General features: G+C 71.8%; 9 protein-coding genes. 6 read left to right on the top strand and 3 right to left on the bottom strand.

Annotated features, from left to right (window positions below):
* The first annotated feature begins 214 nt into the window (after positions 1–214).
* On the top strand, positions 215–1249 hold the full coding sequence (locus ACFV6I_RS17785; RefSeq protein ID WP_380426215.1) for a polyprenyl synthetase family protein: 1035 nt from the start codon (positions 215–217) through the stop codon (positions 1247–1249).
* Here ACFV6I_RS17785 and ACFV6I_RS17780 read toward each other — a convergent pair.
* The gene (locus tag ACFV6I_RS17780; RefSeq protein WP_380426213.1) at positions 1233–2942 is read right to left on the bottom strand and encodes an FAD-dependent oxidoreductase; all 1710 of its coding nucleotides are present in this window, start codon (positions 2940–2942) and stop codon (positions 1233–1235) included. The two genes, ACFV6I_RS17785 and ACFV6I_RS17780, sit on opposite strands and share 17 nt — an antisense overlap.
* Positions 2943–3166: 224 nt before the next feature.
* Entirely contained in the window at positions 3167–3640 is a 474-nt protein-coding gene (locus tag ACFV6I_RS17775; RefSeq protein ID WP_244293771.1) for a hypothetical protein, read from the bottom strand.
* 364 nt (positions 3641–4004) lie between these two features.
* On the opposite strand from ACFV6I_RS17775, the gene ACFV6I_RS17770 reads away from it, so the two are divergent.
* The 4 genes from ACFV6I_RS17770 to ACFV6I_RS17755 all read left to right on the top strand — a co-directional run bounded on the left by ACFV6I_RS17770 (position 4005) and on the right by ACFV6I_RS17755 (position 7076).
* Positions 4005–4304, top strand: coding sequence for a hypothetical protein (locus ACFV6I_RS17770; protein ID WP_380426210.1), 300 nt, complete (start codon positions 4005–4007; stop codon positions 4302–4304).
* Positions 4305–4801: 497 nt separating this feature from the next.
* Positions 4802–5155: an ArsR/SmtB family transcription factor gene (locus ACFV6I_RS17765; protein WP_380426208.1), complete on the top strand. Its 354-nt coding sequence runs from the start codon at positions 4802–4804 to the stop codon at positions 5153–5155.
* On the top strand, positions 5152–5616 hold the full coding sequence (locus tag ACFV6I_RS17760) for an SRPBCC family protein (protein WP_063351816.1): 465 nt from the start codon (positions 5152–5154) through the stop codon (positions 5614–5616). The genes ACFV6I_RS17765 and ACFV6I_RS17760 overlap by 4 nt, the downstream gene beginning before the upstream one ends.
* Positions 5613–7076, top strand: coding sequence for an MFS transporter (locus ACFV6I_RS17755; protein WP_380426206.1), 1464 nt, complete (start codon positions 5613–5615; stop codon positions 7074–7076). The genes ACFV6I_RS17760 and ACFV6I_RS17755 overlap by 4 nt, the downstream gene beginning before the upstream one ends.
* 127 nt (positions 7077–7203) lie before the next feature.
* On the opposite strand, the gene ACFV6I_RS17750 is transcribed toward ACFV6I_RS17755, so the two are convergent.
* Positions 7204–7326, bottom strand: coding sequence for a hypothetical protein (locus ACFV6I_RS17750; protein WP_380426244.1), 123 nt, complete (start codon positions 7324–7326; stop codon positions 7204–7206).
* 411 nt (positions 7327–7737) lie between these two features.
* On the opposite strand from ACFV6I_RS17750, the gene ACFV6I_RS17745 reads away from it, so the two are divergent.
* Positions 7738–7908: a hypothetical protein gene (locus ACFV6I_RS17745; protein WP_380426204.1), complete on the top strand. Its 171-nt coding sequence runs from the start codon at positions 7738–7740 to the stop codon at positions 7906–7908.
* Positions 7909–8104 lie beyond the last annotated feature (196 nt).

Genomic DNA, 8104 nt, shown 5'->3' with positions numbered 1-8104 from the left:
TCTCCCCCCCCCCCCCACACTTGTCCTCCGGGGGGGGGAGCCTGGCCCGCCCGCCCCCGGGGGCCCGCCGGCCTGTCCCGGACTCCGGGAGATCCGGGGCGGGCCCGCCGGACCGCCCGGGGGCATGGTCGCGTACGCTCGCCCGGGTGCCGCGAAGGTGTGGGGCGGCGGCCGGGTCGCCGGGCGCGGCCGGACCGGCAGGCAGGGGTGGGTGTTGTCGGATCGTGCGCGGGCCGAATCGGTCCTCAAGGACGCGGCTGCCACCTGTGACGCACACCTGCGGCGCTGGGTCGGGCAGTTGGACGGCGCGGTCGGCCAGGTGGCGGCCTACCAGTTCGGATGGACCCGCGACGGATCCCCGGACCGGCGGCACGGCGGCAAGAACGTTCGAGCGGCCCTGGCGCTGGGCTGCGCCCGGGCGGTGGGAGGAGACCCGCAGCGGGCGGTGCCCGCCGCCGTGGCGGTGGAGATGGTGCACAACCTGTCGCTGCTGTACGACGACGTCCTGGACGGCGATGCGCTCCGTCGCCACCGGGCCTCCGCCTGGGAGGTGTTCGGGCCGGGCGCGGCGACCCGGTCGGCCGACGCGCTGCTGATGCTGGCGTTCGAGGTGCTCGCAGGCCCCGACGGCGAAGCCGTCGCCGGCGAGGCGTCGGCTGCCCTGCTGGACACGCTCATCCAGCTCGCGGTGGGTGAGAGCCTGGACGTGCTGTTCGAGGCCGCGCCCCGCGTCGAGCTGTCCGAGTGCCTGGAGATGGTGTCGGGCAAGACGGCGTCGCTGATCTCCTGCGCCTGCCGGCTGGGCGCCCTCCACGGCGGCGGCGGGCCGGCGCAGGTCGAGACCCTGGCCGCGTTCGGACACGACCTGGGCATGGCGTTCCAGCTGGTGGACGACCTGCTGGGGATCTGGGGCGACGAAACGGTCACGGGCAAACCGGTCTTCGCGGACCTGCGGGCACGCAAGCTCTCGGTGCCGGTGGTCGCCGCGATGGCCTCGAACACCGCGGCGGGCGACGAACTGGCCCGCCGCTACGCGCTGCCGGCCGGCCCCGGCCGGGCCGGGGAGGCGGAGCTGGCCCGGCTGGTGGAGGAGGCCGGCGGCCGGCGCTGGACGGTGGAGCGCGCCGCCGAGCACGCGGACGGGGCCCGGCGCCGTCTGCGGAGCCTCGCCGACGGCCCCGGTGCGGTGCCCGGTGCCGTCGCCGACCTTGACGCGCTCTGCGAACTGATCGTCAACCGCTCGTACTGAACCGGTCGCCCCCGGCGCGGGAGGACCAGGGCGCCGGGGTGTCGAGGATGTGCGCACGGCCCTGCCGGTAGAGCGCGGCGTCCACCTCCTTCAGGCGGCGCAGTTCCTGCGGCTCGTACAGGGCGTGGACCACGGCCGGCTCGGCGCCGTGCCCGGCGGCCTCCAGCAGCGCGTTCGCCGCCGCCCGGCCGCTCTGGTTCGCGCCCTCCATGGTGGCCAGGTTCACCGGGCAGCGGACGAAGTCCCCGGCCATGAACAGGTTCACCGCGGCCGTCCGCGCCCGCGGGCGCAGCGCCCAGGAGCCGGTGGTGTTGATCAGCAGGGCCTCGTCGTTGGTCGCGGGACCGGGGCCGTCGAGGTTCTTGACGGCCGGGTCCAGGTGCCAGGAGTGGAGCAGGCCGTCGTGGAGGGTCCGGCGGCGGCCGTCGTCGAGGGCGTCGGCGAGCTGGGCCCAGACCTCGGCGACGACCTCGGCCCGGGTGCAGTCGCGGGCCGGCTTGCCGTAGAGGATGCCGGGGGTGTCCCAGGAGGAGATGTCGACCGACAGGCAGTCGGCCACCGTCCCGTCGCCGTAGGTGGCGCGGAAGTCGGTGTCCCAGAACTGCGCCTGGCTGATGGAGGTCAGGGCCCACGGGGAGTCCTGGTAGATGACGTGGCCGCGGGTGATCGGGGTGGGCTCGGTGAGGTAGAACTGCAGGCCGACCATCCAGTCGGTGCGCAGGTGCGCCGTCTTCTTCAGCTCCGGGTCCGCCTCGGCCAGGCCGCGCTCCAGCAGCGTCCCGATCCGGTCGACCGGGAGCGCGCACACGTACCAGTCGGCGGCCGCCTCCCGCCGCCGGCCGCCCGGGCCGCGCAGGACGGCGCCGACGACGGCGCGGCCCCGCACCGTCAGGCGCTCCACCTGCCAACCGAGTTCGAGCCGCACCCCCAGCCGCTCCAGGTGCCGCACCCAGGGGTCGATCCAGGCGGTGCTGGTCGGGGCGTTCAGGACCCGGTCGGCGGCCTGGGCCTCGCCCCGGCCGAGGAAGCCGTAGCCGAAGGCCTCCAGGAACCCCCCGACGGTGTGCGCGCTGCACACCTCCGCCCTGGCCGCCACGACCGTGCGGGTCGCCCCGACGACGCACACCTTCCGGTACTCCTCGGAGGCGCCGTCGGCGGCGGTGAAGTCCCACCACGACATCTGCTCCCACTGCCCCAGCCGCCGCTGCGCGCTGCTGGTCATGTAGACCAGCAACCGGTTGGCGAAGTACAGCAGTTCCTCGTTCAGCTCCCCCTCGGCGCCCAGCTTCATGCCCCGGGCCTTCAGGATCTGCAGGGGCGTCCTCGGACCGGCGGCCAGGGACACGTCGACGACCGTCTCCCCGATCCTCCCCGACCGGGCGGACAGCATCTGCGGCGCCTCCCGCAGGTTGCCCTCCACGCCCGAGAGCGAGCCCGGGAGGGAGATCCGCCGCATCGTGTCCGGCAGGCTCCGGTAGAAGCCGGGGAAGAACCGGAACCCGTGCTCGCTGGGCAGGTCGAGCCGCCCGCCGGTACCCGTGCCGGGAACCGAGGCACTCCGGGCCTTCCCGCCCCACCCGGAGGGCTCCACCACGGTCACCTCGAAGCCGCGCTCCGCCAGCTCCATGGCCGCCGTCAGCCCGGCCACCCCGCCGCCCAACACCGTGACCGTCCGGCCCGAACTCCCCGACACCGCACGCCCCTTCCCGACCCACGGCCGCTCACCCGTCCCACCCCATCCGTACGGGAACGATAGAGCAGGTCGTGGCCGTCACCCCGGCGAAGCCCCTCCCCGCGACCCCGGCACCCCGCGGCCGCGTCTTCAGGCGCCGACCGAGCACGGGGAGTGTCCGGCACGGCAGAAGGACGCCCAGCCTCGCCTCTTCCTGCCGTTCACATGAACAGCGGGTCGGCCGGCTACGGCCACGGGTAGCCCACTTGCTCTGGCCGGTAGCCTCCGCAGAGCTCGGCGGTGGCACGGGGATCGCCTGCGGTCAGCTGCGCTTCAAGGTGCTCGGCCTGGTCCGACGGGTCGTCCGCGGAGATCGGCAGGGTCATCAGGAACTGGGCCCAAGGCAGATCCGTCTCGTCCCGGCCAGGGGGATGCCTCAGGACGACGTCGATCCGATCGGGTTCCCCGCGGAAGGCCCAGACCGCCTCCACCTCGCACTCCCACCTGGCGAGCCAGTCCTCGCGTCCCCTCAGCCCCGCCTCCAGCAGCGTCGCGACCACTGCCGCCGGCCACTCCCAGCCGCGGTCCTCCTCGGCTCGCAGGACCTCGGCCTCGTACTGATCCGCGGCGAACCGAAACTCCGGCAGGTCGAAGCCCCGCTCGACCGGGTCGCGCCAGCCCGCCCAGACGACATGCTCCTCGTCGCGCGTGACCGTCACGTACAGAGCACTGCAGCACCGCTCAAAGCCGCATCCGGATCGAGCGAGCCGAACCTCGTGGGGAGTTCCAGTGGCATGCAACGGCCCGCCCCGGCCCAGGAGATACCGGGGGCCTGATCCCACGAACGGGGGGCCGCCCGATTCCCTGCTACGGAGGGACAGGTCGGCCAGGAGATCCCGGCCACTGACGAACGGGCGGACCTCCACGCCGCCCTCGCCGGGCGGTGGGCAGACGATGCTCAGACTGAGAAGATCCGGTTCCGTGGCCACCGGCAAAGGATCGCGGAGCCGGCCGCAGCTGTCATGTGAATTTGCGTGGCCTCCGCTCCTGGCAGCCGCCGGTCCCCGACTGTAGCGTCACCGCATGACCGACGAGACCACGGCCAGGGCAGGCAGAGAGTTCTACACGTTCGACGGCCGGATCCTGGAGGTCTTCGGCAGCTGTCCGAAGCGATTCCACATCCAGAACATGGACCTGCGGGTCACGGGCCCCGACCGGAAGGGGAGGCGGACCGTCGAGATCGTCGCCGGTCCGCCCGAAGCCCCGGCGACGCAGCACACATGGCACCACTCGGCCGAGGAATGGCAGCGGGCGCAGGGCCTGGAAGCCCTGCTGGAAGCGGTACGGGCGGGTATCGCGGCGGCCCGGGAGCACGGAGCCTGAGGGTTTCCGCAACCGCGGTTGCGGACGGCCGCCGCAGCCCTGTCAGGGGAACGGAGGCCGTCGCCCGCAGGGACGCCGGATGCGCCGTCACCGAGTGGGGCCCCCTTGCGGGCCGCCCTGCCATGCCCACTACTCATCAGGGGTGACGGTGATCCCGTATTCGTAGCGGTCCGGTCGGCCGGCTTCCTCCCACCGGGTCCAGGCGGCGACGACCTCGTCCCCGATGCGGCGCGGTCCGCCCTGAAGAAGCAGCGGCGCCTCGCGCACCTCCGTGCCACGCGGTAGACGGCGTGCAGGAGCGCCCATGGGGCGCGCACGGCGACTCCCGCGCCAACGGGTCTTGGGTTCCAGCTGTCTCTGCAACACCTTTGGGGGCACGGCTCGACCGACGGTGACCGGGCCTTCGAGGGTCTTCTCCCGGGAACGGCGCACTCCCGACGGGAGAAAAGTTAACCAAATGCTTGACTATTCGCTGCCGCCATCGAACAGTTAGGCACATGCTTAACCAATCTGGTTCGTTGGACCGGGTGTTCCAAGCACTGGCGGACGCGACTCGCCGGGACATCGTCGAACGGTTGATCCGCGGGCCTGCCTCGGTCAGTGAGCTGGCCCAGCCGCTGGCCATGTCGCTGCCAGCGGTGATGCAGCACCTACAGGTACTGGAGGCTTGCGGACTGGTCCGGTCCGAGAAAGCCGGAAGGGTACGCACCTGCCACCTCGAGCCGGGTGTGCTGCGAATGGCCGAGGACTGGATCGCTGCGCAGCGCACTGCCTGGGAACACCGCCTCGATCGCCTCGGCGACTACCTGACCGAACACTGCGACAGCCCGGATCAAGGGAGCACACAATGACCGATCACCTGGTCACACATGCCACGTTCACCCTCGAACGCCTCTACGCGGCCTCACCGGCCACAGTGTTCGCCGCGTGGGCCGCCCCCGAAGCAAAGGCCCGCTGGTTCGCCGGCCTCGACGCCGAGCACGAGCTCGATTTCCGCGTCGGTGGGCGGGAGGTCAACCGCGGCCGCTCCGGCGGTGGGCCGGTGCTGACTTTCGAGTCCTGGTACCGCGACATCGTCCAGGACGAGCGGATCGTCTACACCTCCACCCTGTCCGAGGGGCAAGACCTTGCGACAGTGTCGCTGACGACGGTGGAGTTCCTCCCCGAGGGTGGTGGCACCCGGCTGCTGCTCACCGAGCAGAGCACCTTCCTCGACGGCCGCGAAGAACCGAGCTGGCGGGAGCAGGGCACCGGCACGTGGCTTGACGCGCTCGCCACCGAACTGCTGCGAAGCATCCAGCAACAGCGATGACCACGAGCAACCGTTCGCGGACTCGCCGTTGGCAGGTGCTGGCGCTGCTGGGCACGGCGTTCTTCATGACGATTCTGGACGGCACCAGCCTGCTCGCCGCCCTGCCCGCGATCGAAGGCCACCTTCGCCTGCACGGTCCTGCCATCCAATGGACCGTGACGGCCTACGCGCTGGCCTTCAGCGGGCTGCTGTTGTTATGCGGCCGCGCTGCGGATCTGCTGGGCCGTCGGCGTGTGTTCATCGCCGGGATGGTGCTGCGGGTCGTGGCCTCGCTGGCGTGCGGGCTCGCCCCGTCCATCCAGACCCTGGTGGCCGCCCGGGCGGTGCAGGGCGTCTCGGCCGCGATCATCGCTCCGGCCGCGTTGTCGATGGTCATGAACACATTCCCCGAAGGGATCGAGCGGAACAAGGCGCTCGGCATCTGGGGCGGCCTCGGCGGGTTCGGCGCCACCGCCGGTCTACTACTGGGCGGCATCATCACCGATACCCTCGGCTGGCAGTGGGTGTTCTGGGTGAACGTCCCGGTCGGGACCCTCGTGCTGGTGCTCGCCCCCGCCACGCTGCGCGAAAGCCGGGACCGGGCACGCTGCCGTTCCTTCGATGTCCCTGGTGCGCTGACCATCGCCCCAGCACTCGTTCTGCTCGTATACGTGATCACCCGGGTACCGACATCCGGGTGGGCGAACGGACAGAGCATCGGGCTACTGGCCGCCGTGGCCGTGCTGGTCTGGATGTTCATCCTGATAGAGAAGCGATCGGCGGCCCCGCTCGTTTCCTTTCAGTCGCTGCGCTCTCGCATGCTGATCGGTGGCAACCTCCTCCTGCTCATCGCCGGCATGACCGTCGACGGCATGCTCGTCACCCTCACCTCTTTCGTGCAGCAGGTGCTCGGCTGGCCGGCGGCGCGGTTCGGGCTGGCAGCCGCGATGATGACCGTCGCCGCGGCCGCAGGCGCACTGCTGAGCCAACGGATCGTGCGCTGGCTCAGCCTGGGGCGGGTAGCTGCCGCCGGGACCGTCCTGCTCGGGTGTGGCTGCCTGCTGCTCACCCGCATACCGGCCGGTGGCCCAATGAGTCTTCTGCCGGCGGCCCTGCTCCTGTTCGGGGCGGGAATGGGCGCCGTCACGGTATGCGCACAGATCGCCGCGCTGACCGGCGTCACCGAAAAGGACTCAGGCCTGGCCGCCGGCCTCTCCGACACCTCCTTCGCCGTCGGCACCGCCGTCGGCACCGCCATCTGCACCAGCGTCGCCGCCGCCCGCACGTCCACGATCGGCGGTCCGACACCGCTCGCACTCGCCACCGGGCAGCATGCCGCGTTCGGGGCAGCCGGCGTCTTCGCCGCTCTCGCCTTGATCACCGCGTTGACACTCCTCAGCAAGCGATCCGGCCTGTCCCGCAGCGTGTCGGCAGACGCAAGCGAGGGCGTGTCTACCCGGGCACCGTCAACCTCACCTTGATCTACGGGGACACCCCCTGGCTCCCTCCTGGCGTGGTTCCTGTTCCGCATTCCGTGGAGGGCCGGACCCGAATCCGGCGGCAAGGCCCCAGCCTCACCCGCGAACCCCTACGCAGAGGTCCTCGGTGTCACTGCGGGTGCGAACGGCACCCGGCTCCGACGTCGTGGCCCTCGGCGCGCAGCTGGGCGACGGCGGCGGCGACGTAGCGTGTCGTCCACAGGACTACCGCCGCGTTCAAAACCACTCCCATTGACATCCTCCCTGCCCTAAAGGACGGGGATTCCTAGCTCACTTCGCCTGGCCGCTTGTGCGTCTGGCGGCGACAGGTGTGGTCGACCGGGTCGACGACGGCGAGCAGGTGCAAGGTCTTGGCGATGACGCCTGGGGCATTGCGCTGGGGCCATTGCCGTTGGTACGGCTTCCCGGACCCGCTCGGGGGTTCGAGCCCGGGAAGCCTCCCTCCACGGTGCCGGTAGCGGCCGCTGACAGCGCGCGGGGCTACGCCATGGCGTCGACGGCCGCTGGGGTGGTCTGTTCCGGCGGCGAGGGCTCGGCTGCGCCGGTGGGTCCGCGCAGCGGGGAGGGAGGGAGCGGGAGGCGGGCACCGCCCCGAAGACGACACCCAACTGGAACGGCTGGTCCGCGAGGCGATGTGGCGCAAGTGGCCCGGGCACAAGATCAACCACCCCGACTTCGTCCGGCCCGACCGGCCCTGGCCAAGGTCCGCTTCACCACCAAGGGCACGGGCGTCACCGTCAAGGCCGACGAGGCCGGAAACCTCACCGCCCGTCGACATCGAGTCCTCGGTGGCGCAGCTGCGCAGATCAACTGACCGGATGAGGCCGGTCGGATCGAAACCTTGCAGAACGTGTCGGGCCCCCCCCGACACCCCCCGGCCCGGCCCCGTGGGGGCGGGGGGGGGGGTCCCCCTGGTCTTGGGGGTTGGGGTCTTCCGGGGCCCCCCCGGCGCCCACAACGGCGACCAGGACGACCACGGCGACGAGGCCGAGGCAGAGGTGGTACAGGGG

The organism is Kitasatospora sp. NPDC059803, from assembly GCF_042732255.1.
Taxonomy (GTDB): Bacteria; Actinomycetota; Actinomycetes; order Streptomycetales; family Streptomycetaceae; genus Kitasatospora.
Note: the sequence above shows the minus strand (reverse complement) of the source record. Positions and strands in the feature narration are given on the sequence as shown.